Annotated in this window: 25 protein-coding genes; 10 read left to right on the forward strand and 15 right to left on the reverse strand. The window is 48.9% G+C overall.

Going from position 1 to position 25,522, the window contains the following annotated elements; translation table 11 throughout:
* Positions 1-78: 78 nt before the first annotated feature.
* Together E2R66_RS09135 and E2R66_RS09140 are read left to right on the forward strand one after the other, a co-directional pair.
* Entirely contained in the window at positions 79-1,167 is a 1,089-nt protein-coding gene (locus E2R66_RS09135; protein WP_158288365.1) for a sensor histidine kinase, read from the forward strand.
* Between the two features lie 122 nt (positions 1,168-1,289).
* Complete coding sequence (locus E2R66_RS09140; RefSeq protein WP_133229858.1) at positions 1,290-1,511, forward strand: hypothetical protein; 222 nt, start codon at positions 1,290-1,292, stop codon at positions 1,509-1,511.
* Here E2R66_RS09140 and E2R66_RS09145 read toward each other — a convergent pair.
* The 10 genes from E2R66_RS09145 to E2R66_RS09190 all read right to left on the reverse strand — a co-directional run bounded on the left by E2R66_RS09145 (position 1,508) and on the right by E2R66_RS09190 (position 9,708).
* Positions 1,508-2,200 carry a hypothetical protein gene (locus E2R66_RS09145; RefSeq protein WP_133229860.1) on the reverse strand — a complete coding sequence of 231 codons (693 nt, stop codon included), beginning with the start codon at positions 2,198-2,200 and terminating at the stop codon, positions 1,508-1,510. The two genes, E2R66_RS09140 and E2R66_RS09145, sit on opposite strands and share 4 nt — an antisense overlap.
* Before the next feature lie 66 nt (positions 2,201-2,266).
* A complete protein-coding gene (locus E2R66_RS09150; RefSeq protein WP_133229862.1) occupies positions 2,267-2,905 on the reverse strand; it encodes an START domain-containing protein in 639 nt (212 codons plus the stop codon).
* A 253-nt stretch (positions 2,906-3,158) separates the two neighbouring features.
* Positions 3,159-3,656 carry a GDYXXLXY domain-containing protein gene (locus tag E2R66_RS09155; protein ID WP_133229864.1) on the reverse strand — a complete coding sequence of 166 codons (498 nt, stop codon included), beginning with the start codon at positions 3,654-3,656 and terminating at the stop codon, positions 3,159-3,161.
* Positions 3,643-4,713, reverse strand: coding sequence for a DUF4401 domain-containing protein (locus E2R66_RS09160; protein ID WP_133229866.1), 1,071 nt, complete (start codon positions 4,711-4,713; stop codon positions 3,643-3,645). The genes E2R66_RS09155 and E2R66_RS09160 overlap by 14 nt, the downstream gene beginning before the upstream one ends.
* Positions 4,700-5,683, reverse strand: coding sequence for a DUF2157 domain-containing protein (locus E2R66_RS09165; protein WP_133229868.1), 984 nt, complete (start codon positions 5,681-5,683; stop codon positions 4,700-4,702). Before E2R66_RS09165 ends, E2R66_RS09160 begins: the two co-directional genes overlap by 14 nt.
* Before the next feature lie 122 nt (positions 5,684-5,805).
* Positions 5,806-6,231 carry a QcrA and Rieske domain-containing protein gene (locus E2R66_RS09170; protein ID WP_133229870.1) on the reverse strand — a complete coding sequence of 142 codons (426 nt, stop codon included), beginning with the start codon at positions 6,229-6,231 and terminating at the stop codon, positions 5,806-5,808.
* 22 nt (positions 6,232-6,253) lie between these two features.
* Positions 6,254-7,198, reverse strand: coding sequence for a DUF5777 family beta-barrel protein (locus E2R66_RS09175; RefSeq protein WP_133229872.1), 945 nt, complete (start codon positions 7,196-7,198; stop codon positions 6,254-6,256).
* Positions 7,199-7,218: 20 nt separating this feature from the next.
* Positions 7,219-7,770, reverse strand: coding sequence for a YceI family protein (locus E2R66_RS09180; RefSeq protein ID WP_133229874.1), 552 nt, complete (start codon positions 7,768-7,770; stop codon positions 7,219-7,221).
* Position 7,771: 1 nt separating this feature from the next.
* Positions 7,772-9,064, reverse strand: a complete 1,293-nt coding sequence (locus E2R66_RS09185; RefSeq protein ID WP_133229876.1) for a hypothetical protein — start codon at positions 9,062-9,064, stop codon at positions 7,772-7,774.
* Positions 9,061-9,708, reverse strand: coding sequence for an RNA polymerase sigma factor (locus E2R66_RS09190; protein WP_133229878.1), 648 nt, complete (start codon positions 9,706-9,708; stop codon positions 9,061-9,063). Before E2R66_RS09190 ends, E2R66_RS09185 begins: the two co-directional genes overlap by 4 nt.
* Before the next feature lie 278 nt (positions 9,709-9,986).
* On the opposite strand from E2R66_RS09190, the gene E2R66_RS09195 reads away from it, so the two are divergent.
* From E2R66_RS09195 to E2R66_RS09230, 8 genes are all read left to right on the forward strand, one after another.
* Positions 9,987-10,796 carry a glycosyltransferase family 2 protein gene (locus tag E2R66_RS09195; RefSeq protein ID WP_133229880.1) on the forward strand — a complete coding sequence of 270 codons (810 nt, stop codon included), beginning with the start codon at positions 9,987-9,989 and terminating at the stop codon, positions 10,794-10,796.
* Positions 10,797-10,798: 2 nt separating this feature from the next.
* The gene (locus E2R66_RS09200) at positions 10,799-12,214 is read left to right on the forward strand and encodes an oligosaccharide flippase family protein (RefSeq protein WP_133229882.1); all 1,416 of its coding nucleotides are present in this window, start codon (positions 10,799-10,801) and stop codon (positions 12,212-12,214) included.
* 133 nt (positions 12,215-12,347) lie between these two features.
* Positions 12,348-14,024, forward strand: a complete 1,677-nt coding sequence (locus E2R66_RS09205) for a hypothetical protein (RefSeq protein WP_133229884.1) — start codon at positions 12,348-12,350, stop codon at positions 14,022-14,024.
* The gene (locus E2R66_RS09210) at positions 14,017-14,967 is read left to right on the forward strand and encodes a glycosyltransferase family 2 protein (protein ID WP_133229886.1); all 951 of its coding nucleotides are present in this window, start codon (positions 14,017-14,019) and stop codon (positions 14,965-14,967) included. Before E2R66_RS09205 ends, E2R66_RS09210 begins: the two co-directional genes overlap by 8 nt.
* Positions 14,964-16,043 carry a glycosyltransferase family 4 protein gene (locus tag E2R66_RS09215; protein WP_133229888.1) on the forward strand — a complete coding sequence of 360 codons (1,080 nt, stop codon included), beginning with the start codon at positions 14,964-14,966 and terminating at the stop codon, positions 16,041-16,043. Before E2R66_RS09210 ends, E2R66_RS09215 begins: the two co-directional genes overlap by 4 nt.
* Entirely contained in the window at positions 16,040-17,173 is a 1,134-nt protein-coding gene (locus E2R66_RS09220) for a DUF1972 domain-containing protein (RefSeq protein WP_133229890.1), read from the forward strand. Before E2R66_RS09215 ends, E2R66_RS09220 begins: the two co-directional genes overlap by 4 nt.
* A complete protein-coding gene (locus E2R66_RS09225; RefSeq protein ID WP_133229892.1) occupies positions 17,133-18,461 on the forward strand; it encodes an O-antigen ligase family protein in 1,329 nt (442 codons plus the stop codon). Before E2R66_RS09220 ends, E2R66_RS09225 begins: the two co-directional genes overlap by 41 nt.
* 210 nt (positions 18,462-18,671) lie before the next feature.
* On the forward strand, positions 18,672-19,592 hold the full coding sequence (locus tag E2R66_RS09230; protein WP_133229894.1) for a hypothetical protein: 921 nt from the start codon (positions 18,672-18,674) through the stop codon (positions 19,590-19,592).
* Here the strand turns inward: E2R66_RS09230 and E2R66_RS09235 are convergent, their stop codons facing one another.
* The 5 genes from E2R66_RS09235 to E2R66_RS09255 all read right to left on the reverse strand — a co-directional run bounded on the left by E2R66_RS09235 (position 19,593) and on the right by E2R66_RS09255 (position 25,353).
* The gene (locus E2R66_RS09235) at positions 19,593-20,411 is read right to left on the reverse strand and encodes a class I SAM-dependent methyltransferase (protein WP_133229896.1); all 819 of its coding nucleotides are present in this window, start codon (positions 20,409-20,411) and stop codon (positions 19,593-19,595) included.
* Entirely contained in the window at positions 20,408-21,868 is a 1,461-nt protein-coding gene (locus E2R66_RS09240) for a B12-binding domain-containing radical SAM protein (RefSeq protein WP_133229898.1), read from the reverse strand. Before E2R66_RS09240 ends, E2R66_RS09235 begins: the two co-directional genes overlap by 4 nt.
* 192 nt (positions 21,869-22,060) lie before the next feature.
* Positions 22,061-23,101, reverse strand: coding sequence for a radical SAM protein (locus tag E2R66_RS09245; protein ID WP_133229900.1), 1,041 nt, complete (start codon positions 23,099-23,101; stop codon positions 22,061-22,063).
* On the reverse strand, positions 23,098-23,841 hold the full coding sequence (locus E2R66_RS09250) for a class I SAM-dependent methyltransferase (protein WP_133229902.1): 744 nt from the start codon (positions 23,839-23,841) through the stop codon (positions 23,098-23,100). Before E2R66_RS09250 ends, E2R66_RS09245 begins: the two co-directional genes overlap by 4 nt.
* A 9-nt stretch (positions 23,842-23,850) precedes the next feature.
* Positions 23,851-25,353 carry a B12-binding domain-containing radical SAM protein gene (locus E2R66_RS09255; RefSeq protein ID WP_133229904.1) on the reverse strand — a complete coding sequence of 501 codons (1,503 nt, stop codon included), beginning with the start codon at positions 25,351-25,353 and terminating at the stop codon, positions 23,851-23,853.
* Between the last annotated feature and the right edge of the window lie 169 nt (positions 25,354-25,522).

Consider the following 25,522-nt stretch of genomic DNA (forward strand, 5'->3'; position numbering starts at 1 on the left):
TTAACGCGTTTGGTCTCGTCAATGAGGCCATTGGTCGAGTGTTTTTGCGGATTATTGCATTTCAAGCTATTTTGCCCTATGAACAAGCCAAACTATAAGCCCTGGGTATATAATTTGCTGCCGGTGCTGGCGTGGTTCCTGCTGTTGGTGCTGCCTTTCGTAAACGGGCCGCCCAACATGCCCGAATGGATGCGGCACCATTTCGTAACTAATATCGTTACGTCGAACATCGTGTTGCTGGCGCTGTTCTACATCAATACTTACCTGCTGTATCCTTTGATCCAAAAACGCGGATGGTTCACCTACTTTTGCCTGCTCGCAGCACTGCTGGCTTGTTACTGGGTTTACTGGTTCATCTTCAGAGGACTGCCGCCACAGACGGCTGCGGAAGAACTGGCCCGGCAACGCTGGGAACAATCGTTGCACCCGGGGCAAAAAATGAATTTCGGACCGATGCGGGGCGGACCTGGCATGTTCATGCCCATACTTTCGCCATTTATTGCTTTGCTGTGCAGCTTTTGCTACCGCATTATATTGGATAACAATGCACGCCAGCAATTGGTAAAAGAGCGGGAAACCATACACTTGCGTACCGAGCTTAACTTTTTGCGTTCGCAGATAAACCCGCATTTTTTGTTCAATGTACTGAATAACCTCACTTCATTGGCCCGCAAAAAATCCGACAAGATAGAGCCTGCCATCATGAACCTTTCGCAATTGATGCGCTACATGCTTTACGAAAGCGACGACAACCGCGTACCGCTGGATAAAGAAATAGCCTACCTCAAAAGCTATATAGAATTGCAATTGCTTAGGTTTGGCGATGAGGTAAGCGTAAAAATGGAGCTGGACAGTAGCCATCCTGGCCTCAACATCGGCCCTATGTTGCTGATATCCCTGGTAGAGAATGCCTTTAAACACGGCACCGATGGGGTGGGCCAATCTGTGATCAACATCGTGTTGAATCTTTCTACAAATCAGCGGTTGCTTTACTTCACCATTATCAACGATGTAAAAAAGGGCGAGAAAGCAGCGGAGGCCCGCGAAGGTATCGGCCTCAAGAACCTCAAACGGCGACTGGATATTTTGTATCCCGGCAAGCACCAACTGGTTATTACCGACGATGGCGCGATATTTTCGGCTATGCTGGAACTGCAACTCGCATAAAACCGCTTTATGTTTACAGCTTTATTACCCTTCAATACGCTTAAAGTTTACCTTTGTTGCTTATAATGTGATATATTTGAGTATTGCATGCAAACATTGGTTTGCCCCGTAAATAAAACACCATGAAACACGACGAGGTAGTTGCAGCGCTTAAAGTTATTGCCGAAAAAGGCATGGCTATCCACATCAGCAAGGAAGACCTTAAAGATTTGAGGGCCTACAACCTGATAGATATTGCCAAAGGTGCCGAGAACGACCGCTCGCCGGCCTGCACCTTAACCAAAAAAGGAAGAGTGATGCTTAAGGCAAACACCAAACCCAAACCCGCAAGTCCGGAAGATTAAGCACCTACGCCAATTAACATCAGGCGTTTGTAAAACAGCGTAAATAATACCGCGGCAAGCAACGTATGCAAGGTTATCAGCAACGGTGTACCCATAACCCAAGGTGTAGCCAGCAAACCGTCATTCAGTAGTGAATTAAGCAAGGTTAGCACGTAGCTTAATATAAACACCAGCGGCAACGTTAAAAAACCCAATAAGTACAGCCAGGTATATTTGTTAGTGATACTACGGTAAGCTTTCATAATTGGCGGCAAGCCCAATGCCAGCAAAACAGCCGAACATAGGCATACCATTTGCCCATGACTTAAAATGTCTTTAAGCAAGTGCCGCGTTACCAGCATCTCGTCGCCGCCGCCCATCATGGCCTGGCTGATGCGCCCGAAAGGAATGTTTGCGAATATAAACGCAAAACCCAAGGCCCGCATTTTGGCATTTGCAGCATACAGCCAATACATCCCCAGCCACATCAGCATGAAAGAAAAAACAGGACCAGCGAGGGTAGCCACCCAGGATAAGGGGTGGGCTTTTTCGCAATCGGCACATAGCTGCCACACGTTGAAGTCGCGGGTGCCAAAGGCGCCGCAGATGATGCGGCCCGTGGTGATATGTACAAGTTCGTGCAGTTCGAGCATCAGCAATACCAGTAGCAGGAAAGAAATAATATAGGAGAACGAAAGTTTGATACGCATGATAAGGTGATAATGGCCTGAGACACCATTTTACCAACTAAGGTTACACCTGATAAAGCGCACTTATTAATCTTTGATGAAACTCGCCCCTTGCGCATATTCGGGTTTTTGCAGTTGCTTTTTCAAGCCCTGGAAACTATTCATGGGGCCTTGCGTGGCCAGCAGATTTATGAGCCAGGCCGGGATATTGCCGGCAGGGTCTACCATTAGGGTGTAAAGCACCCTTACTTTGCCTTTTGCTAAGGGGCTAATCACCCACTCACCTTTTGAGGCGGTAATCCGTACGATATCATCTTTTACGGGCACAAAACCGGCTACGGCGGGGCCATCAACGGTAACTACTTTGGTTTCGGCGTTTTGGCGCACGGTGAGGTGAGCAACAAAATCGCGGTTAGTAGCGGGCCAGGGTACGTCAATCTCCGAATAATAATAAAGCTCGGCAGGCGACACCTGTTTGATAAGCGTACACGATTTAGTGTGCGAGACCCAGTCGGGGCAGCCCTTTACATCAAGCAACACCTTTACCAGCTGCGATAGCGAGGCATCCAGCTCGGCATCTACTTTAATGGCCTTAAATTTCGAGCCATTCACCAGGCTGGTGTACACTTTTATGCCGTCTTTCTCGGTCTTCAGTTTCCAGTCGTATTGAGCCGCAGCGGGGGATATCTTGAACAGGAGTAAAAAAATGGCTATGTACTTATGCATTGGTGGGCCTCAATTATAAAGGCAGCAAATTTAAGGTTATAACATATATAGCGTAAGTGCAGCAGGTAATTATGACAAACCACAGGCAAATTGCAGGGGATTTATCACCAAAAGTATAAACCTTTCAGGCAATCTCTGTGTTTCTCGCTTTTACGTGCTTTGTGGTAAAACTTACCACAAAGTCCCAAGGAATTTTACTTTGTTGTTTAACTTCGCTTTTAATTCTGATACAACCGCCCTAAAACACCAAAACTTATTTAATAAGCCGGTACTGCTCGTTATACAACCCTTCTAAAACGCTGTTGCCTGCATCATCAACCTTTAATGCTCCATATCTGGCGGCTTCGAAACGCTTGCCTTGCCCCTCCTGAAAAAAGTATGCTTCCGCGCCGAGGTGTATATTGGCGAAATAACTGTTGCCGCTAAAGAAGTATTTAATGGCCATCTCGCCGGGTGCAAGGGGTTTCAACTCATTCTGTAACCGGAGTTTTTGGCCAACGCCATGTGCATCCACCTTAACTATGCAATAACCTCTTTTGGTTATATTTGCGTGCGGCGGCAAATCGTCTATTTTATAAGCGAGGCTCATGTAGTCGCCCTGCATAATCGAGCGCGGGTCTACAGGTTTTAGCTCCAGCAATACCCGCTTGCCTGCGCTCAGCGTTTTTTCTTTAGCGACAATGCTCCAATTGAAATAGCCCAGCAACAGCAGCAGGTTGATGAATATGATGATGTACTTAGTTTTGCTCATAACGTTTCAACTGTTTTTTTAGGATAAACCAAGCCAGAAAGAACAGCGCACCCGAAGCCATCATTATCTCCGATTTGATGAGCAGGGTGTAGCTAAGGTCGTAATAATACTGGCCGGTAAAATACACCAAAGCCACCAGGCCGGCTGCAATCCCCGTGCGATGGCCGGTATGGAAACTGAGGAAAACGATAAGCAAGGCCCCGCAAATAGCCGGCGCAAACACCGTAGATGCCAGCAAAATGCCGCCAAGCACGTAAACCATTAACTTATCTTTTGCCCTAAGCGCAAGAGCCCGCACTATGGCATATAATACAAACGCCGTTACCGCAATAATGATAAGCCCTGATATGAAATTATCCTGTAAGGAACTGCTGCGAAAATCAGCAACGCCCAGGTAGGCCAGTATAGCGATAAACGAAAAAAGCAGGCCATTGCGCAAAGCCATGTAGCGGGCATTAAGCTGCGGATTTTGCGCTATCAGATCTGTTTCGTTCAAACACATCCAGGCGTAGCTCCAGGCCAACAGCAGGGTAAGCAAGTGCGTTATTTCATAAGCATCGTTTATCAAAACAAAGGCAAACAAACAACCCGAAGCCACCAGCACCGAAAAGAAATTGTGCATATACCCCGATGTAACCACGCAGGTAATCACCGCCAATATCAACAATACGGTTGCAATGGCGTTGGCATCTACATGCAGCTGCACCATACCAAAAGCAATCATGCCAAAGCTGGCCAGGTAAGAGCTTATTAAAACGGTATCTAAAATGGTATTGGTTGATGTTTTGTTCAACCAGATGGCTCCCGCCATAATCAACAACCCAACAAATATCGAGGCTTCGGATGCCTGGGTCAGCACCAGGCCCACAAAACCCAAAAAGAAAAAAGTGGCCAGCAAACCACCACCGATAGACAGCAATTTAATGCCCAGGCCCTGGTAGGCCTCGGCATCGGCCGCCAGTTCCTTATCAATAGCTTCCCTGTTAATGGCCAACTCTTCGCCATGTAGCTCTGATAAACGCTCTATCAGCCCATCTGTGTGGTTATTGGTTTGCATGCCAGGTTTTATTTAAGGTAATGAGCGTATTTACCAGTACGGTGATACTAAAAACCACGAAAATAGCGATGAGGAAAAAAGTTCCGCCGGAATCTTCACGAAACAGGTTCATAATCCACGATGTAATAATGATAATGATGCTCAGCGGAATGATACACAGGTAATAAAGCGACTTGTTCCGGACGCTATAATTTGCGGCAAAACCGTACACCAACACCATCGATAACAGCGCCGGCCAAAGCGTATCCGGAGTAGCCTGGTAATAGTTGACAGATATGCCACTGACAATGCTGATAGTAATGCAGCCGGCGGCAGCCAATGCTACTATTTTGCTGAAAAGGATCACCGGGACTTTATCGGCGTAGTTACGGTAAAACCATTGCGCCAAAGCTATTATGGCCACGTTTAGGGCAAACAATATCAAACAAAGCGTAGTGGCCGACCAACTTGGCCCTACCTGCTCGCTATATAAAACAATAGTGGTGTTGATGAGCAAGGTAAGTACCAACCATAAAGGTGCAAACTCCGCCACTATGGCCCAGATGAAGATGAATACGCTCCAACCCAAAAAGAAATCGTAAGTACCGGCACCGGTTTGGTATATCTGCCCGAATACCGCGAATAGTAGCCCCACCAAAAAAGATACGCCGGTAAGGATGAGCTTCTTCACCACAGGTTTCAGGTTGGCAAAAAGCGACACTAAAACGCCCGTGATAACCAGGCCTTGCACTATGCCAAGCTTCGCAAATTTATGCAGGTTGTGCCAGTTGAAAGCAAAAAAGAAGATGATGCCAGCCACCGCGAAAGCTATCCCCAGCCCGAGTAAGGCCACATCAATGAACTTAGCCCATTTTGCTTTGTCGGCGTAAATGCCCTCTTCCCTTAAGGTACGTTTAATGCCTGCGGCGTGCCAGTTGCTGTACCGGCTGATGATGTGTATTTGCTTGCGTGTTGCACGCTGGTTTTCCATATATAGCTTAGGTTTACAGAAACTAATGTAGCATTTATTTGCGGATACCCGGCAACAATAAAAAAGCAGCCTACCCTTTATCAGGAATAGGCTGCGCCCCTTATCAAACAACAACAATTACGTTACGCCCTTACCTTAAGGCTTGTACCATCAATGATTACATTGTATTTCTTCAAAGCGGCTATTGCCGGGCCCTGCAATACAGCGCCGGTTTGACTAAACTTGCTGCCATGCAGCGGACAAATGTACACAGCAGATGCCGTGTTATAATTAATGAAAGTGCCCTCGTGCGTGCAGGCTACCTGCACTGCCGAAAACGCATCGGCTGAGTTACCAGCGGCAATGCGTGCCAATATTACGCCGTTGGCTACCTTGCTATCACCTATGTTCAGCAATTCGCTGCTTAGGTTGGCGGTAAATAGGTTACCATCGCTGGTGGGCTTTGGGTCTTCGTTTTTGGGGTTGCTGCCGCAGGATACTAAACTGCATCCTGTACAAACGGCGGCCAGGCCTATGCCCAGCTTGGCCAAGAATTCCTGTCTTTCCATGGTTTTATATTTATTAGTAGGGTTAATAAGCCTTCTTATCCTTTTTGTTGAAACTGAACATCCTCGATATAGTGAAGCCCAAACGGAACTGCCCCTTGCCCCAATCGCTTTGGCTGGCGCTTAGGTAGCTGGTTTCTGAGATGGCCTTGGCATTGCTGAACACAATAGTGAACACGTGGCCACCTGTTTCTATTTCTATGCCGATGCCCAGCGGGTCGTAAAAGGCGTTATCGCCGTTGGCATTGCTGCGGAAGGATGAGAAGGGGTGCGCATAATCAACTACTATACCCATACGTTTGGTAACTTTTAGTCGCCCGGCTATACCCATGGCAAAAAAGCTGCGCTCGTTACCCGCAAGGAATGGGAAAGGCGAATTGTCGCGTACGAAAGTTGGGGTTACCTGCAGCGAGAAGTTCGACGAGAATTTGCGTGCAATGATGGCCTGCGCCACATAGGCAAACCTATCGGCAAAAGTGGGGAACTCGCCATTGTTGGCCTCGTAAGCTTTTACCCCTGCCTTGCCCAAAAGGGTTACGGCAAAAGGCGTGGCATCATCTGATGTTTGGTGTACCATGGCGTATTTAAGCCCAAGGTCTATCTGCTGGGCAAATTTACTGCGGCCGAAATCGATATCCAGGTTATCGCTTACGCCGTATTCGAAACCGATATAGATATCACTGCTGTTATCAAGCCCGAAAAAGGTTTTACCCCCGCCCTGCGAGCCGCCAATGTCACCGAAGCGGTGTATCACCAAAAAGTTGAGGTTGTTCTTTTTTACAGTTTCGGTAGTGGCGCCCAGTATCAGCCGGGTAGATTTAAAGGTGGCGATAACGGGTTCGGCCTTCGTGTCGGCGTTCATGCTGTTCAACAGCGAATCGGCTGCGTTGCCGCTTTTTGCAGGCGTAGTTTGCGCCCACAGCCCGGTACTTATTAAGGCGCAGGCTGCCAGGGGTATTAACTTTTTCATGATTTTTGTTATAGGGTTTTTTAGTTGCTCTTTACTGCCATGTACGTAGCCGATACATTCATTTTGATGGTCTCGGCAATATGCTTGAATACCAGAGTGGGGATATCGATCTTATGGTCGACGCATTTTACCATAAACTCTGCCGACATGCTGACCGTCCCGTTGTTTACCACCACCGTGCCGGGGATGGTGCGGGTTTGTTTCACGCCGTGCACATCCAGTTCGCCGGCAACGTTCACCGGGTAGCTGCCGTTCTTGGTGATGTCGATAGCCTCCTGTATCTTCCCTTTGAAGGAAGCACGGGGATACTTATCGCTCTCCATGTAGTTCTCGTTGAAATGTTCCTGCATCAGCGATTTGGGGAACTGAAACGAGCGGATGGCAACGCTAAAGGCTAAATCGCCGGTGGCGGGGTTGTAAACCGATGTGCCGCTGTTACTCACTGCCGAGATATCCTCTAGCGGGGCGGTTGAAAACAAACTGATTTTTGCGTTTTTACAGGCATAGAGGTCCTGCCCTGCCTGGTTTTTGATGCTTAACCAGGCAAGTAAAATAAGGCCAATGTACTTCATGCTACTTTGGTTTGGTGAATGAATTGAAGTTATAGTTAAAGCCAACGGCCACCCCTGCGGTATGCAGGTTTACCTGGCTGTAGCCAACCGCCTTGATGGGCAGTTTCATATACGGCTGCACGCTAAGGCTGAATTTTGAATTGATTTGCCGCTCGAAAGTGGCGTTTACATTTATTACGCTTAACAGATAGTTTTTAGGGTTGGCAACCGTATAGCTGGTTGGGCCGTTGGCATATGTGGAGCTATAGGTGTATTTATAGTTCTCGTGCAGCATAAAGTACGATGATACGCCTGTTCCCAACGAGAACTTATTCTTGCGGTTTTGATACACCTGGTAGCCGATGTTCAAAGGCACATCCAGCATGCGGCAATCGGCCGTAACAATGGTTGGGTCGGATTTGAACTTGTACGCTGTCGTATAGTTGGCAAAACTGGTTGCATAGGGTTTAATAGCATACATCGCCCCTGTTGTAAAGGTCCATTTCTTTACGCTAACTGATAACATCGCCCCGAAATTGCTGCCTACCTTACTCTGCTGAAACGAGTTTACCCCGTTGATATCTGACGAAGCCAGCACGCTAATGGCAAACTGAGGCCTGCCCTGGCTAAGCGACTTAACCTTCACTTTCGGCTTATCAGGCGTTTGCGCAGGAGTGTTTCCGGCAATCACAGGTTGTTTATCATCTGCTTTCGCTGCATCTAACCTGGTTGGCGGGGTAGTATCCCGTTGCACGGCCACCATATCCGTCCGCAAAGCTGGCACAGTATCCTTTTGCCCCGCAGCAGGCAATGTATTTTGTTGCGGTTGCGGTTGAGTTTTTACGCCGAAGTTTGCCAATATCCTTTCGCCCGTGTTTACTGCCGCGCCCGCTTTCCTGGTTGGTGCACGGTGTTTACTTTGGTACAATGGGTAATTCGTATCTTTCCCCGTGTTACTTGCCGGTGCCGATGTACCATTAACCGCCACGCTGTTTTGCGGACTAACCGTTACGGCTTGCGTTTTATTTATCCTCGTGGTATCAGTACCTTTCACGGCAGGTTTCACCGCTACAGTATCATCCTTTTTAACCGTTGTTTGCGTGGGTTTAAAAAACCACCAGCCCAAAAATAACAGCAACATGGCCGCTATGCCGCTAACTACAGGCAGCCAGTACACTATAAAAGGGCGCTTTTTGCCTTTATCCAGTATTTGCTCCATCGCATCCCAATCATCCTCGTTGTAGGCGAGGTTGCCTGCGGGGTCTTCCAACCGCTTTTTAAATAAGTTATCTATTTTATCCTGCCCCTCTTTCATCTCCTGATACCATTGTTAAAAAAAGCATTCTTGATATCGCTGCCGCACATGGCTACAATGGGGTTATAGCTCATCCCCCCGCCGTAGTTGTTCCCTTTGTTGTTGGCTGCATCTTCTGCTTTCAAAATCATTACTTTTAATTTATGCCTCGCCTTATGCAGATTAGATTTAGACGTTCCCGGGCTGATGTTCAGCATATCGCCGATCTCCTCGTGTGAGTATCCATCTATGGCGAACAGGTTGAACACCGTACGATAGGCCTGCGGCAGTTGCTGCACCATCCGCAGCAAATCCTCGTAATTGAGGTTGCTGTCCACCAGTTCGCCATCGGTTAAATGCTCAGCTTTTTCCAGGTCGTCTGTATAGGCCATTTTGAGGTTTGCGCGGTAGTAATCAATTGACACGTTCATCATAATGCGCCCCAGCCAGGCCTTGAATGGCCGCGAAGTATCGAATCGTTGCAGGTGGGTAAATACCTTCATAAACCCCTGGTTCATTACCGCGGCAGCCTCCTCACGGTCGTTGGCATAGCGCAGGCATATCCCCATAGAAAAGCCGTAGAATGCCTTATACAGCATCTTCTGGCATTTCCGGTCCTGCTTTATGCAGCCCTGTATCAGTTGATGTAGCTCTTCGTCGCCCATGCCGGGAATTAAATTTTTACGCGCCTCTAAATTTAACCTAATCTTCCTACATCACGATGCCCGATGGCCAAAGGTTGCCTGTTTATTTAAAAAATATTTAAATTACTGATTTAAAACACGTTAATCATTACCTAATAAAGGCATCCGATATTTATTTTCCTGCCGGGAAATAACAAGGCAACCCCACCTGCTTCTCAAACGATATATGGATAAAGCCACGCATCGGCCAACCGCTGCCGCGGGCTGATAGTATCCGTCAATCTATAGAATATCTTTGCATGATACCGGTTTCCGTTGTAATTATCACCAGGAATGAAGAGGCCATGATTGGCCGCTGTCTCGAGATGGCCAGCCTGATCAGCAATGATATCGTCATAGTAGATAATGGGAGTACCGATGACACCATCGCCATTGCCCGTGCCTTTAACTGCCGCATTTACCACAAGGACTGGGACGGCTACGGTGCCAACAAGAACAAAGGCATAACCCTGGCCCGTTACGATTGGATATTGAGCCTTGATGCCGACGAAGTGGCCGACGGACAACTGGTAGGGCAGCTACACCGGCTAATGCTTAAAGACCCCAACGTAGTTTACGATATCGCCTTCCGCTCGTACTTTGGGCAAAAGCGCATCAGGTACGGCACCTGGGGTCGCGACCATCACCGCCGCCTGTTCAACCGCCGCCTGGTAAGATGGTCAGAAACAGAAGTACACGAAACCTTGCTGCTGCCTGCCGGGGTGAAGATATTGAAGCTGGACGGACACCTGCACCATTATTCGGTAAACAACATATACGAGTGCCGCCAAAAGGCTGTACACTACGCCCGCCTAAGCGCGGCCAAATACGCCAACCAAGGTAAAAAGGCCGGCTTTTTTAAATGTCGGCTTTCGCCGGTTTTTGGTTTTGTGATGAGCTACATTTTGCGGCTTGGTTTTTTAGATGGACCGGAGGGCCTGGATATTGCACTGACGATGTATCAAAACACGCGACTTAAATATCAGCACCTAAAGCTTTTGGAAAGCCGTAAATATTTACCTTCGGATAAGCCACCGGTACCCAAAAAGCTGGCGGTAGAATATCGCTAATTTTGAAAAGTAAGCTCTTCCAAAACCTTTCGGCAAATACTTTGCAACTGGCCATTAACCAATTGGCCGGGTTGGCTATTTTTTACCTGCTCTCTACCGGGCTAGATAAAAGCGGCTTTGGCATGCTGAACCTGGCCCTGGCTATACTCATGATGGCCTTTAACCTGCTGTCTTTCGGCATCGACCAGGTATCCATTCGCAAGATTGCCTCGGGCGAGGATACCGGCGAAGTGGTCTCGCTTTACCTTTCGCATGTAGTGCTTACGGGGTTGCTGTTTTATGGGTTGCTTTTGCTGGCTTATTGGTTGAGTGCGGCAAACACGGGCTTCTTCCTATTGCTTTTATTAGTGGGCGCGGGCAAACTGATGATCTATTTCAGTACCCCTTTCAAACAGGCGGCCAGCGGGCTGGAGCGGTTCAGTTTATTAGCGGGCATGTTGCTGGTATCTAATTTGGTAAGATGCGTTGCGTTGACGGTGCTGGCCATACTGCATCTCATCAGCTTGCACAACGCGGCGATTATTTTCATTGCAGGGGATTTGCTGGAGCTGATCATCACCGTCATTGTTTTCAACCGCAGCACGAGGCTGCCCTTCCGTTTAATTTGGCACAAGCAAAAATATACTGCGTTGCTGCGCGAGGCCCTGCCGCAAACCGGGGTAAACCTGCTTACCTCGGCCATGGCCCGCTTCGATTGGGTGTTCATCGGCCTGATGGCATCGGCCGTAAAACTGGCCGAATACAGTTTCGCTTACAAAGTTTTTGAGATGAGCACACTGCCGTTGCTGGCCATCGCACCATTGCTTATACCCCGCTTTACCAAAATGTTTAAGCATGATGCTGTAGACACTACAGCGCTTAAAAATCTTTTCCGTGCCGAAATGGTTATAGCCGCTTTTACGGGTTTAGTGTTGAACGTGCTGTGGTCGCCGCTGATAGATGCGGTAACCGGCGGCAAATACGGGGCCGTAAACAGCCTCACGTTTTTTATCCTAACGCTCTGCATCCCATTTTTATACCTCAACAACTTTTTGTGGACCATTTTTTTCGCCAAAGGCGAAATGAAGTTGATACTGAAAGGCTTCATCATCACTTTCACGGTAAATGCAGTGTTAGATGTGGGGCTGATACCGCTTTTTGGCAACCCCGGCGCAGCTTTCGGCTTTTTGGCTGCCAGCGTAGCGCAGGCTATTTTTTACCTCGTGCATAACCGCATTGCGCCGTTGAATGCGGTGTGGCGAAATTTGATCATCTGCATGGCTTGCGCATTGCTTAGCGGCTTTGCGGTAAGCCAATTTGGGTTTAATTGCTGGCTTAGCTTAATAGTTGCTGCCTTATTTTATGTACTGCTGCTATTCCTCACCAGGCAGCTAAAAGCGGGCGATGCCAAAACAGCGCGAATTGCGTTCAGCGCATAATTATCGCTAAGCTCCCATCCCGCAGGCAACCATCCCCCAATCCGTGGCGTAATGCTTATAGCAAACCGGGGCGGTCGGGGAGCTATTGCACCACGTATGCCGCATCCGAATCCAAACAACAACGCAAACAATAATGGCCGCCAGCCTACCCTACCCCTACCTGCAAAAATGGAAAAGCTATGCCGATTGGAAACTGTTGGCCCTGCTGCTGCTCTTCCTCAACGTAAAACTGGCTATAAAAATCCCGGCTATCGCCATCATCTACCTGTTACAATTCGATTTTAAATTCGGCTTCAGCTTTAAAAATTCGCGGCTGCCCTTGTTTTATCCGCTCATCATTGTGCTTTCGCTTACGGGGCTTTTCATCAACCGGGGATATCAAAACATCAATTACATCATCGTCATCATCACGGGGGTGTTTTTCTGGCTGCTGTGCATTTTGGCGGTGCACCAGGTAAAACTGTCCGTAGAAAAACATGATGCTGCAACCATCCACCGTACGCTGCTGTTGTTTTTTATCATCAATATAGTGGTATCCGCAGGCAACCTGCTGGCCATTATATGGGAAACGCACGCTATAAACCCTTATACCTACCAGGGCAATTACCAAAAATATTTCATCGGCACGGGCGACTATATCAAGGGCATCAGCTTCGATACCTCTACCACCAACGCCGCGCTGAATGCCATGGGCGTTATTTACTTTTTAGTGCGCCAAAAACCTGTGATGGTGCTGGCCTGCATGGCAACGTTGCTGCTCAGCGCAAGCAATTTTATCAATATCACTTTATTACTGATACTCGCCGGGCTGTTTGTTTTCTACAGCAACCGCGCCCAAAAAAGCCTCATCGTTATCTGCCTCATGTTCGTGGTCGTATTCATGGTGAAGGTATCGCCACAGAACAATATTTACGTTGCTGAAACCATCAAAAACACTTTCGAAAAGCAAAAGCGTCATCCGGCTAGGGTGCAGCCAACCGCCGCCTCGTTGCCCCTCACCCAACGCCCTGATTCGGTACTCACCCCCGACGAAAGGAAGGAGAAAACCGCCAAACTTTACCTGGATAGCCTAAGCGCCGCCCAATACCTCAAAGACACTAAAGACAAGCCGCCCCTGGTAGCCGTAAAGCCAATCATCCGCAACGAGGAAGGGCGCATTACGCTGCCGCAAGACAGTATCCACACCGCCCGCTTCCAAAGCATCAAGGTGCCGCAGGCAGCGCAACAGCCGCTTATCCGCTTCATCAGCACACACGATGCCGCTTTGCCTATCTCCGCCAAAACGGTAAAAGTGCCGCAACTGCCCGGCAAAGCCATCAGCATGTTGCAAACTGGCAGGTTCCTGTTGCAGCATCCCGCCCGGATGCTTGCAGGCGATGGCATGGGTAATTTCTCGTCGAAACTGGCATTCAGGGCAACCGGCTTAGGCATTGCCGGTGGCTACCCGCATCAATATATCTACATCAGCCCCGATTTCCTGAAAAACCACCTGGATGTGTACCTCGATTTTTTTAGCAAGCAAACGGGATTCCATTCGCTTACCAACAGTCCGTTCTCGGTTTACAACCAGTTAGCGGCAGAGTACGGCCTGCTGGGGCTATTGGCCTTTGCCATTTATTACGTATGGTTTTTTGCCCGGCATTACAAAAAGCTCAGCTACGGCTTACCCATACTGGCGCTAATGTTGGCAGTGCTGTTGGTAGATTATTGGTTCGAGCAGTTATCCATCATCGTATTCTTCGAATTGCTGCTATTCCTCAACATTAAAGAAACGGCCGAAGCGCAGGAAGGAGCAGCAGCTTATGCCTGAACCTAAGATCACCGTATTGATGCCCGCCTATAATGCCGGCAAGTACATCGCCGAAGCCATCGCATCGGTACTGACGCAAACCTTTACCGATTTTGAACTGATGATTGTAAACGATGGCTCTACCGACAATACGCTGGAAGCCATCGGTGCCTTCGCCGATGAGCGCATCGTGGTTATCCATCAAAGCAACCAGGGTGTTGCTGCTGCCCTCAACAAAGGACTTAAATATGCCCGCGCAGCCTACATCGCCCGTTTCGATGCCGACGATATTTGCTACCCGCAACGTCTGCAAACCCAATACGATTTTATGCTGGCAAACCCCGGCTACAGCATCGTAGGTTCCGAGGCGGATTATATGGATACCCACGGCGAGTTTTTGTTTACCCACCAACTTGCGGCTTACAGCAGCGACCAAATCACCGCTCTGCCATTCGACGTATGCCCTATGATACACTCCTGCGTAATGTATAAAAAGGAGGCGGTTATTGCGGCGGGCGGTTATAACGAACACGCTTACACTTTTGAAGACCATTTTTTATGGGCCCGCCTGCTCAAAACCCAAAAGGCCTGCAACCTGCGCGAGCCCCTGATTAACGTTAGACTTAACCCCGAATCCGTAACGATAGATGAGAAATGGCATACCCGAAAATTCCGGTCGATAAAGAACACCTCGCTCAAAACCCAGCGCATTACTGCCCAGGAGGGTGCCGAGCTGCAACAGATAGGCAGCAGGCAATACTCACCCAAAAACAAACAGGGAGCTTATTATGCGCTCTGCGGCAAAAAATTCCTGGTGAACAATTACCAGCCCAAAAAGGCCCGCAGTCATATGGCCAGGGCCATTGCCCTGCAACCCTTGCGGCTGGATAATTACCTGCTTTATACCATCAGCTACCTGCCGCAAGCATTCATCAATTGGCTGCATATCAACCTCGCCAGATGATGAAAGTAGCATTCATCACCCGGTCGACTTTGCACACGGTCCCCGGCGGAGATACGGTACAGGTGATGCAAACGGCAAAGCACCTTGCGGGACTGGGTCTGCAGGTAGACATCAAATTAGCCAACGAGGTTATCGCCTATCAGGAGTATGATTTGCTGCATTTTTTCAACATCATACGCCCGGCAGATATACTTTACCACAGCCAAAAAGCGCGGAAACCCTTTGTGGTATCAACCATCCTGTGCGATTATAGCGAGTACGATAAGCACCAGGCCAAAGGCATCCGTGCGCTGCTGGGGCTTTTGCCGGGCAACATTATCGAATACGTAAAGACCATAGCCCGCTGGCTGCTGGGGAAGGACCACCTCAGCAGTATCTCCTACCTGTGGCTCGGCCAGCGTAAAAGCATCCAAAAAATACTGCGTGAGGCAACCCTTGTACTACCAAACTCGGTATCTGAATATGAGAGGCTCATCAAAGCTTATAAACACAGACCACAATACCAGGTCATCCCGAACGGCGTCAATCCGGGCTTGTTCCATAACGATGGTTTATCGGGCAAGGATGACAATCTGGTGCTTTGCGTGGCGCGGATAGAGGGCATCAAGAATCAGCAGAACCTGATAAAGGCGCTTAACCATACGCGCTTTACCCTGCTTGTGATAGGTGCGCACGCGCCCAACCATGCGGCGTATTACCGCGAATGCCTGGCGATGGCAGCAGGTAATGTACGCTTCATTAGCCATATGCCGCAGGCGGAGCTGGTAGATTATTACCGCAGAGCCAGGGTACACGTACTACCCAGCTGGTTCGAAACAACGGGACTAAGTTCGGTAGAGGCCGCAGCCATGGGCTGCAATATCGTGATCAGCGACAAAGGCGATACGCGCGAGTACTTTGGCAACGATGCCTTTTACTGCAACCCCGCCGAACCGCAAAGCATACTGGCGGCAGTAGAAAAGGCAAGCAAGGCCGCCTTTACCGAAGGCCTGCGGCAACGGATATTGAAACAATTTACCTGGCAACAGGCGGCGATACAAACCTATAAAGCATATCAAATAGCACAACCGGCATGAAATTACGAATTGGCATATTGGGCACGCGGGGCATACCGAATTACTACGGAGGGTTTGAGCATATCTCTGAATATGTTTCGGCTGGATTGGTGCAAAAGGGGCACGCGGTAACCGTTTATAATTCGCACAACCACCCCTATACCGCAAGCAGCTGGAACGGGGTGAATATAGTACACTGTTACGACCCTGAGTACCTGATAGGCACCGCCGGCCAGTTCGCCTACGATTTTAATTGCCTGCGCGATGCCCGTACCCGCAACTTTGATGTGGTGCTGCTAATGGGCTATACCAGCAGTTCGGTTTGGGGCCGCATGTATCCGCCCAACAGCGCTATCATCACCAATATGGATGGGCTGGAGTGGAAACGCTCCAAATACGCTAAACCTGTGCAGCGCTTTTTGAAATATGCCGAAAAACTGGCCGTAAAGTATAGCCAGTTCTATATAGCCGATTCTAAAGTGATCAGCAGCTACCTTAAGGATAAGTACAGCATCGATAGCCGGTACATCCCTTACGGAGCAGATTTATTTTCGGAAGAAGAGCGCGAGCAACTGGATAAAACAGATGCCCAAAAGGAAGATTATTTTTTGCTGATGGCCCGTATGGAGCCGGAAAATAATATCGAAGCCATACTGGAGGGTTTCAACGAAAGCGCTTCTGCCAAAAACTTTAAGGTCCTTGGCGATACGAGCAACCGGTTTGGTAAATACATTACCCACCGGTTCAAAAACGATAGCCGCATACAATTCAAAGGCTCGATATTCGATAATACTGCTGTGCGTTCGCTGCAGAACAACTCCTACCTGTATTTCCATGGGCATAGCGTGGGTGGCACCAACCCTTCTTTACTCGAGGCCATGGCCAGCGAGGCCCTCATTGCCGCGCATAACAACCCTTTCAATAAATCGGTACTGCAAAGCGATGCCTTCTACTTTGACAATGCCACAGAGGTGCGCCGCCTGGTGGAGAATGTGCAAAGGCATGATACCGAGCGCACCATGGTAAAAAACAACCTGCACAAAATACAATACCAGTTTAATTGGGAGAAGATAATTGACGAGTACGAGGAATTTATTTTGGAATGCTACCATGCCCACAACTTTGAAAGAATTGTTCCCGCGCGGGGATAGCCTTGCCAACCGCATCAGCTATTATCATATGGCTTTGCTGCTGCTGAGCCTGCCTTATGATATGTTCTACAGCCACCTGATACTCATCAGCTTCATACTGCATACGCTTATCCATTTAAAACGGGCAGAAGTAAAGCCATTGATAACCCGGCCTAACCTCGCATTGGCTTCCATATTCTTCCTAACCGTGGCCGCTACTATCTACAGCATCAATAAGCCTGTAGCCTTTGCCGAATGGGGCAAGCAGATTACCATCCTGCTTTTCCCGTTGGTATTCTGTCTCAACCCAATCAACCTGAAGAAATACCGCGCGCCCCTGTTGTTAACCTTTGCGTTGGGTAGTACGGTGGCCATCCTGTACCTTTACCTGCAGGCATTCCGGGCTATCCGTTTTTATCATCTCCCACTATCGGCTATATATTCTGCCGATTTTACCAACCATAACTTTGCAGGCCCGCTGGAGATACACGCCACGTTTTTTTCCATGCAAATTGCCCTTGCGCTGGCATACATGTTAACAGAATTGATTAAGACAAAGTCCGCAGGCTACCGGGCTCTATGCATTTGGTGCACCGTTGTGTTAGCTACGGGCATCATCCAGCTCAGTTCCAAATCGGTATCGGTTGCTTTGCTGGTCATCATCAACATAGCCGCACCCGTTTTCTTGTTGAGAGGGAAAGTTCGCCTACGCTATGCTGCTGTCACGCTATCGGTATCGGCCTTGCTTATCGTGGGTATTTACCATATGGATAATTTTAAGGAGCGATACATCACCGATCTGAAAACCGACCTGAGTAAAGCCAAAGCCGATGAACTGTTCGACCCCAGGCTAGCGCGATGGCAACTTGCCTTAAAGCTGGCGGCAAAATCGCCGGTAATTGGCCATGGCGCAGGCACAGAGATTGGGCTGTTGAAGGAAGAATTCTTTGGGCATCATTTCTACCGCTCGTACCTGGCGGGACTAAATGCGCATAGCGAGTTCATTAGCCTGCTGATAAAAGCGGGGTTGGCGGGTCTATTAGTGTACCTCTTTACCTTGTATTTCGGCTTTCGGCAAGCTATCCGTAGCGGTGATGTATTGTTGTTCAGTTTTATGCTCATCATCGCCACGGTATCCTTTTCAGAGAACCTGCTCGATGTGGATAAAGGTATCTTTTTCTATTCGCTTTTCTTTTCGTTCCTGGTGTATTCGGGTCAGGAGCAAACGGGGGCGGCGGTCAATAGGAGGCGGAAAACTCATACATACGGTCCTCCCGAATTGATCACGGCACCACATATGCAAAATTAAAAAAGCATGGTAGTTGAATGTCTGCTACCCCGTTCTAATGGATCCCCGGGATTTACCTATTCGATGATTATTGGCAATCCGCACTACCTGGCATCAGCATAAATAGTTTATTTACAGGCAACCTAACAAGCTTTTGCACCGTCATATCTATAGTAATAAGCAGATACAAACCCTGTAAAACAGGTCATAAAACATATCTAGAATAGCATCGTGTCACCCGTCCAAAAAAACATATTAGCTGCCCTTGCGTATTTCGACATGTTCGATTACCCGTTGACATATGGCGAGATCTTCCTGTTCATGGGCGAGCGGCATTGCCGGCACGATTTCAACGATGCGCTGAATTGTTTGATTGCCGGCAAAATGGTTTACCAGCTAGATAAATACTACTCGCTAAAAAACGATTACCTGGTTATCCTGCGCCGCAATAAGGGCAATAAAAAAGCTGCGGAATTGATTGCTAAAGCCCGGGATGTAGGCAGCTTCCTCATCAAATTTCCGTATGTGCGCGGCATTGGGATTTCCGGCTCGCTTTCCAAGAACTTCGCGGATGAGAAATCGGATATCGACCTCTTCATCATCACCGCCAAAAACCGCCTTTGGGTGGCGCGTACGCTGATGCATTGCTTTAAAAAGCTTACTTTTTTGGTGAACCGGCAACACCATTACTGCATGAACTATTATATAGATGAGCAGCAACTGCAAATTGCAGAAAGGAACATCTATACGGCCATAGAAACCGATACACTGATACCGTTGGAAGGCGATGTAACCTTCGAGAAATTCTACGCCGCCAACACCTGGACCCGCGCGCTACTCCCCAATAAAACCCTGCGGTTAGCCTCGGCAAAGCCTTTAAAGAATTACCCTTTGAAAAGCCTTGCAGAATGGGGGCTGAATAACAGCCTCGGCGATTTGCTCGACAACATGCTGATGCGCATAACCTCCCGCAGATGGAATAAGAAAACCACCCTTAAAAAGCTAAATATGCGCGGCTTGATACTGGGCATGGCTACCGGCAAGCATTTCGCCAAGCCTGATCCACTCAATTTTCAGGAGCACCTGATGAACCGCTACGAGCAAAAACTCAGTCAAGTGTTGCAGCAAACCGAGGAGCGTGTAGCGCAATAATCAGGCTTTCTTTTTCAAGGAAATGATATAATAATCGCCGATTAAATTCCAGGGCCAGGTTGCTTTCAGCTTTTCCTCCCACCTCACCAAAAAGCGGTATAGCCCGGAGTGCTTCTCCGCAAAACCTTCCATGTAAGATGGCGGAACAATGGTGCAAAGCCCCTCCATACCCAATAGGTCAAATTCTTCTTTTAAATGCTTTTTGATATACGATGGCGGATAATACCAACAGGCAAAATACACGCCCTCTACATGCGCCTTGCGTCCTTTCGCACTAAAAAACCTGCGGAATGCCGTCCTGAATTTCCCTTTAAACACCAGCAACATTTCCCACAAACAAAATTTGGGTAGGACAACAAGTGTTACCATACCGCCCGGCTTTAGCAATGGGGTAAATGAGGCCAGCACTTTATCCAGTTCGCCGGTGCAATTGAGGCCTGCAAAGTTGGAGAAGATAAGGTCATAGGGCCCACGTTCTTTAAGTTGCTCCAGGTGGTTGAAAGAACATAGCTCGTTAGTTATGTTGCCAGCCATCCCGGCTGATTGCACTTTGTGTCTCAACTGGCTTTGCATGCCTTCGGAGATATCGGTAGCATGCACCTTAAATCCATTCTGCGCAAAAAACAGGGCATCTTCACCAGTGCCGCTGTTCAATTCTAATATACTGCCGCCGGGTTTCAGATACTGCAATACATGGCTGCGCACCCTTTGGCGTTTGTAGGCGATGATGGTATCGCCGCTATACAAATCATCAAACACCGCCGATTGGTTGCTGAAGGCAGCCCCAGCCAGTTGCTCGTTGTGGATGGTCTCTGTCATAAGGCACGTTCCAGGCGATTCAGCTTCAGTTTTTCCATATAAGTTCGCGGCGTATGATACAGCACCGAAAGCGCTTTTTTCAGGCCTTGCTTCGTCAACGCCGCCGGGTTTTTGAACAGTCTGACCAGGTTGCTCAAAGCCAGATGCTTGTGATAGTTCTGATGCACATAACGGTGCAGCTGCTTATAATAGGGCGCGGGGAAAGTGTTTGCGAACATCAGTGCCATCTCGTCGGAGTCGGTCCAGTTGGTCTTCTTTTTCAGTTCGGCTTTCACCCTATCGTAAAATACGGTGCCCGGCAACGGGTACGATACCGATATGCCTATCTCGAAGGGCAGCAAGCGGTTGATCATGGCGATGGTGAGGGCTATATCGTCCTTGGTTTCGCCGGGGTAGCCGAATTGGATGAAGAACGAGGGTTTGATACCGTGTTGTTTCATCAACGCGGTGGCGGTTCCGATCTGCGCAATGGTGATGCCCTTATCCATGGCATCCAATATTTTTTGCGAGCCACTTTCGGCGCCTATCCACACGTTGTCGCAGCCCGATTGAGCGAGTGCGGTCACCAGCTCCTCTTCTACCAGCAAATCCGCCCGCGATTGTATTTTGTACCTGATGGTGATTTGTTGCTCTTGCAGCAGGCGGGCAAATTCCAGCACCCAACCTGGTTTCAGGCCAAAAATATCGTCGCAAAACCAGATATGTTCTATCCCATAATTCCGCCTCAATAGCACTATTTCCTCTACTACGTTTTGCGGACTGCGTGAGTTATAGCGGTTGCCATAAATAGGCTTGGCGCACCAGTTGCATTTAAAAGGGCAACCCCGCGTAGTGCCTATATTTACTGAGAAATAGCCCGCGCTTTGCTGCCACATAGCGCGATATTTAGCCATATCGGCCAAATCCCAGGCGGGCAGCGGCAGGCTGTCTAAATCTTTTATCACCTGGCGAGAGGGCGTTTTCAATAGCTTATCTCCCGCCTTATAAGCCAAACCCAAAATGCCGGCATAATCAACGCCGCCTGCTTTGATATGGTTACACAACTCCAGCAGGGTGTGTTCCGCTTCGCCAATGATAACGAAATCGGCACCCTCGGCCAGGTAATCGGCATAGCGGTCGGTAGCGTCTGAACTGGATACAATTACGGTACAGCCCTGCGCTTTGGCCAGCTTGCACATTTTGAAAGCAGCCTCGCGCATGTTGGTGAGGCACATTTTGGTAAGGTAGTTGAAGCCGTCGTCGTATATCACAAAAAAGCCGGGCCTTTCGGCAAGCGCCGGGATAACCTCATCAGCATCTGCCGAGAACATGGTATCGAATAAACTTACTTTGTAGCCGTTCTGCCGCATAAGCGCAGCGGCGTATAACGTGCCCAGGGGCGCATAGGGTTGCCCCAGCGCCCATTGCTTCGGGTCGAACCGGAGGAAGTATGAATGACTGAATAATATGCTGCTCATATTTCCGTCCCCCTCATAAACAAAAAGCGCTTCACCCTCTTTTTCGTCAAAAGAGCGGGTCGACAAGCGATAGCGATGTCGGGGTGAGTCAATCGCCGGTATACCATGTTCGCCGGTAGACTCCCCCCCTGCCCCCTTTCTGCTGCGCAAAGAGGGGGTCTATTTTGTTCGTTTATAAGCACGTTATCCATCTCAGTTAAGCTTCGTTAGGGGCGATAGATTCAGTGAGCAAACACATTTTTCGCAGGTAGGGTTGCTGCCCATGTTCAAGGTTTTGCGGAAAGCGAGTGCGGCAGGGCCGTTCAATATCTCCGTAAGCGAATTATCGCGAATATTGCCCGTCGCTTCGTGGAAAAAACAAGGCCGCACGCTGCCATCGGCCTCTATCACTGCCGATACCCAGGGCGCATTGCATTTTTTGAATGGGAAAGGGTTATGTCCGTAAAAAGCGGCGTAATAACGGTGAATATCCCTCAGTTTTTCGGGTGGTTCGGCAATGAAACCCGGCGGAAAATTGCCGGCAATCACCTGTTCAACTACCGCTTTAAATTCATCTAACTCCCGTTCGCAGGGCAAAATTTCGTGCTGTTTGGGTTCGCTCCAGGCTACTTGCCGGTTAAAGGCATGGCTGCTCACATCGGCGGGCAAAAAGCTTACCTGGTTTATGCCCATCTCGCGGGCCGCCCTTAGAATAGCCGGCCAGTTACGAAAGTTGAGCCTATGGATAACCGTGCGGGCCGTTATAGGGTAGTGCGGGTTGATGGCGCGCAGTTGCTCCACGCCTTCTTTCAGCTTCCGGAAGGCTCCCGGGATATCGCGGATGGCATCGTGCAGGGCCTCATCGCCATCCAGGGATAGGATGAGGTCGTCTACCCATTTAACGATTTCCGGCGCATGCTTCGTTACCGACAAGCCCGTGGAGAGTAGCGTTATCTTCATGCCCTGCATCTTCAAAAGCCTGCACAGCGTAAAGAAATTCGTATTCAACAGGGCTTCCCCGCCACTCATCAACACCCGTTGCGTGCCCAATTGCCGCAGGTTACCCAGCAATCCGCTAATATCCTGCGCAGTAAGCTGTTTCAGGTTCTTGTTGTCTTTCCAAATATCGCACATTACGCAGCGGCAGTTGCAGGCGCTATGCGGCATCAGGATTACAACAGGCAATGCCTGTATCCGGTGCGTTTGCAGCGTGCGGTAACGCTTATAAGTGTGGTATAAGCCCTGCCCTATCATGTGTTTTCCTTGTTAATTCGTACCCAATAAAGTGGGCTGCGTTTCAGTAAACGGTTCCTAAAGCTGTGGGGGGTACTCAGCACCCTAGGGTTAAAAGCCGCCAATTCATCAAGCGTATGGTGATAATAAAACCCTGCCATCTGCGGATAACCCATCGCCGAATAATATTCCTGCGTGCGCAACACGGCATCGTCTACATTGTATGCCGAATAAAAATTACTGTCGATGAGGTGTATCTCTCCGGCATCTGCCAAGTGCTGCTGCATTTTTCGGATGGTATCCGCCAGCGGCGAAAAGTATTGGAAAGATGCCGCAAAAATGATGATATCGAACTTTGCGCCTTTAAAATGTCCGTCATCCACGCTTCCGGCAAAAAACTGCAGGTTCTGTTTTTTGAACACCCGCTCGCCCTGGGCAACCTCGGTGCGGTTCACATCAAGTGCGATAACTTTGGCAGCCTTTATTTGCGCCAGCTTTGCAGCCAGCCAACCGTTGCCGCAGCCTACTTCTAAAATATACAGCGGCTTATTTTTTTTAGTAAGATAGCTTATTAACCTGCCTGCCGACCTTCTCCTTACCTGCCATTCCTTATAATGCCGGTGCGATGTTGTTATCTCGGGCAGTTGTAGCAATTCCTTATCCGAGTAAATCCTTCCCTCCAGGGCGCGCACAGCAAGGTACAGCATCTCAAAATCGGTGCTGGTTTCAATGGACGACGGAGTGTTTTGGGGCAAGGGCATCTTCAATAATTAAAAACCTTGTATTTCGGGCTGGCGGTAGCGCCATACTTTTTGCAAAAGCTTTATCTCGTATGGATAGTGGTAAATATCTATTTTATAACGCAACCCGGCTACCAGTTTAATGGCTTTGCGTTTTAGCCAATTGAGGCGTATATCGGTTACGGTGGGGTACACGCCGTTTAGCACGGTTTCAAAGTTCCGTATCTTATCTATCATCTCGGGCGTAAGCCATGGCGTAAGCGGGTTTTTCCGTAAGTCGAAACTCTCCCAGGCGGGGCTTATCCAATCTTCCAAGGTCTCGGGGAACCTGAAACCACTGGCCAGCACCTGCTTGTACAATTCAGAACCTTCGGTAGGCACCGGACTGTAGGTGTATATCACAATCTCGGTTTTGGGGTTTACGGCTTTTACTTTCTTGATGAAATCTATCTCGAAATCAATCTGTGCCTGCACCTGCTGCTGCGTGGGCGCGGGCGTACCCAACACGAAGGAATATTCGGGGATGATGTCGAACTTTTTCAAACGTGCCGCAAACTCGATGATTTGCTCGCCTGTTTGGGTGCCGCCTTTATCCATCTGCTCCAGTATGGTGTTGTTGCCGCTCTCTGCACCGAAGAAGATGATCTTGCAACCCGATTCGCGGATGGCCTTCAACGAAGAATCCTTGAATTTGTGCATGGTATCTATCCTTGCCATGCCCCACCAGGTCATGTTCTCGGGTTTGATCAGCCGGGCAAACTCTACGGCCCGTTTCTCTGATACGAAGAAGTTATTATCGTGGAACTCTATCGCATCCGCCCCCCATTTATCCTTGATGTATTTTACGTCCTCATACACCTTTTGGGCCGATTTAGCTTTCCAGCGCGCCTCGTAAATAGGCACTACCGCGCAAAACGAGCAGGTGAACGGGCAGCCGATGCTGGAGTGGTAGGCCAGTGTTTTCTCGCCCAGGTAGGTTTTGCCCAAAAACTTGGGTATGGGGTAAAACGCTGCCAACTTATCGTAGGGCAAGGATGGGAGCCCGTCCTGGTCTATCAAATCTTCCTTGGGGGTTTTGTGTATGCGGCCGTCCTCGGCTTTATAAATCAGGTTCTTGATGAATTCGTAGGGTGTACCGTTTTCCAGCGCGTCGATCAAGGCGGGGAAGGCATGATCGCCAGGGCCGTTGATAATGAAATCTACATAGCCCGAGTACAGCACGGCATTGGGCTGGTTGGATGGAAAGTAGCCGCCCCATATCATTTTGGTATGCGGGTATTTGGCCTTTACCACTTTGGCTATGGTGATGGCTTGCCTCAACTGCGGGCCGGGCATTACCGTAAAGCCCAGGTATTTTACGCCCTGGTTTTGCAGGTAATTTTCAATTTTGACCAAAGGGTCGGCTTCGCAGTTGCCATCTACAATTATCCATCCATATTTACCCTCTACCGATGCCGCAATATTCAGGATAGAATTGGGTATGCGGTACTTGTTTATGGAACTTTTTGGGTTGAATAGTAATATCTGGTTCATGTAATACGCGCTGCTGTACGTTAAAATGAAAAATCCCCGGGGTGGTGAGGGGCACTACCCTCACCACTTTTAAACCGGAGCCCCCATATAAACAAAAACTTGTTTCTTATCCTCTTATCACCCGCACAATAACAATACGCCCACAATTTTAAGCGCGTTGCCTGCACCA

The sequence above is a fragment of the Mucilaginibacter psychrotolerans genome, from assembly GCF_004519315.1.
GTDB lineage: Bacteria > Bacteroidota > Bacteroidia > Sphingobacteriales > Sphingobacteriaceae > Mucilaginibacter > Mucilaginibacter psychrotolerans.

What these genes read in the sequence shown, in the direction of transcription:
- E2R66_RS09145 (WP_133229860.1), bottom strand. Translation starts at nt 2,200, where the DNA reads ATGCGTATCAAACTTTCGTTCTCCTATATTATTTCTTTCCTGCTACTG.
- E2R66_RS09190 (WP_133229878.1), bottom strand. Translation starts at nt 9,708, where the DNA reads ATGGGCGACGAAGAGCTACATCAACTGATACAGGGCTGCATAAAGCAG.
- E2R66_RS09185 (WP_133229876.1), bottom strand. Translation starts at nt 9,064, where the DNA reads ATGAAAGAGGGGCAGGATAAAATAGATAACTTATTTAAAAAGCGGTTG.
- E2R66_RS09165 (WP_133229868.1), bottom strand. Translation starts at nt 5,683, where the DNA reads ATGGAAAACCAGCGTGCAACACGCAAGCAAATACACATCATCAGCCGG.
- E2R66_RS09135 (WP_158288365.1), top strand. Translation starts at nt 79, where the DNA reads ATGAACAAGCCAAACTATAAGCCCTGGGTATATAATTTGCTGCCGGTG.
- E2R66_RS09240 (WP_133229898.1), bottom strand. Translation starts at nt 21,868, where the DNA reads ATGAGCAGCATATTATTCAGTCATTCATACTTCCTCCGGTTCGACCCG.
- E2R66_RS09210 (WP_133229886.1), top strand. Translation starts at nt 14,017, where the DNA reads ATGCCTGAACCTAAGATCACCGTATTGATGCCCGCCTATAATGCCGGC.
- E2R66_RS09220 (WP_133229890.1), top strand. Translation starts at nt 16,040, where the DNA reads ATGAAATTACGAATTGGCATATTGGGCACGCGGGGCATACCGAATTAC.
- E2R66_RS09205 (WP_133229884.1), top strand. Translation starts at nt 12,348, where the DNA reads ATGGCCGCCAGCCTACCCTACCCCTACCTGCAAAAATGGAAAAGCTAT.
- E2R66_RS09195 (WP_133229880.1), top strand. Translation starts at nt 9,987, where the DNA reads ATGATACCGGTTTCCGTTGTAATTATCACCAGGAATGAAGAGGCCATG.
- E2R66_RS09140 (WP_133229858.1), top strand. Translation starts at nt 1,290, where the DNA reads ATGAAACACGACGAGGTAGTTGCAGCGCTTAAAGTTATTGCCGAAAAA.
- E2R66_RS09235 (WP_133229896.1), bottom strand. Translation starts at nt 20,411, where the DNA reads ATGACAGAGACCATCCACAACGAGCAACTGGCTGGGGCTGCCTTCAGC.
- E2R66_RS09175 (WP_133229872.1), bottom strand. Translation starts at nt 7,198, where the DNA reads ATGAAAAAGTTAATACCCCTGGCAGCCTGCGCCTTAATAAGTACCGGG.
- E2R66_RS09225 (WP_133229892.1), top strand. Translation starts at nt 17,133, where the DNA reads ATGCCCACAACTTTGAAAGAATTGTTCCCGCGCGGGGATAGCCTTGCC.
- E2R66_RS09155 (WP_133229864.1), bottom strand. Translation starts at nt 3,656, where the DNA reads ATGAGCAAAACTAAGTACATCATCATATTCATCAACCTGCTGCTGTTG.
- E2R66_RS09180 (WP_133229874.1), bottom strand. Translation starts at nt 7,770, where the DNA reads ATGAAGTACATTGGCCTTATTTTACTTGCCTGGTTAAGCATCAAAAAC.
- E2R66_RS09255 (WP_133229904.1), bottom strand. Translation starts at nt 25,353, where the DNA reads ATGAACCAGATATTACTATTCAACCCAAAAAGTTCCATAAACAAGTAC.
- E2R66_RS09250 (WP_133229902.1), bottom strand. Translation starts at nt 23,841, where the DNA reads ATGCCCTTGCCCCAAAACACTCCGTCGTCCATTGAAACCAGCACCGAT.
- E2R66_RS09215 (WP_133229888.1), top strand. Translation starts at nt 14,964, where the DNA reads ATGATGAAAGTAGCATTCATCACCCGGTCGACTTTGCACACGGTCCCC.
- E2R66_RS09150 (WP_133229862.1), bottom strand. Translation starts at nt 2,905, where the DNA reads ATGCATAAGTACATAGCCATTTTTTTACTCCTGTTCAAGATATCCCCC.
- E2R66_RS09160 (WP_133229866.1), bottom strand. Translation starts at nt 4,713, where the DNA reads ATGCAAACCAATAACCACACAGATGGGCTGATAGAGCGTTTATCAGAG.
- E2R66_RS09170 (WP_133229870.1), bottom strand. Translation starts at nt 6,231, where the DNA reads ATGGAAAGACAGGAATTCTTGGCCAAGCTGGGCATAGGCCTGGCCGCC.
- E2R66_RS09245 (WP_133229900.1), bottom strand. Translation starts at nt 23,101, where the DNA reads ATGATAGGGCAGGGCTTATACCACACTTATAAGCGTTACCGCACGCTG.